Raw genomic sequence first — 249 nt, 5'->3', positions numbered from 1 at the left:
ATATGCAGCGACGCACATGTCGCGTAACCCTCCCCGAAGAGAATCGTCTTGCCGGCATTGATGTCGCCAAGCACGTGAAAATGCCCTGCTTTCTGACCACCCTTCTCGTAGAGCTTGTTGCCCCTCGGGTCCACATATTGCAGGCTCCACACCCTCCCGTCAGCGTCGCGAATAGGTGTGACTAACTTGTCGCCGTCGAGCCGCAGCCCGAACGACTCCACCTGCTTCCGATCCAGATAGGCATGTGAG

General features: G+C 57.8%; 1 pseudogene. It reads right to left on the bottom strand.

Annotation, left to right across the window (positions count from 1 at the left end):
• Window positions 1-249, bottom strand: a pseudogene (locus tag SB725_RS32890) (topoisomerase); the annotation flags it as partial.

Source organism: Pseudomonas sp. SIMBA_041, assembly GCF_046535095.1.
GTDB lineage: Bacteria > Pseudomonadota > Gammaproteobacteria > Pseudomonadales > Pseudomonadaceae > Aquipseudomonas > Aquipseudomonas mucoides.
This window is presented reverse-complemented; position numbering and strand designations above follow the sequence as displayed.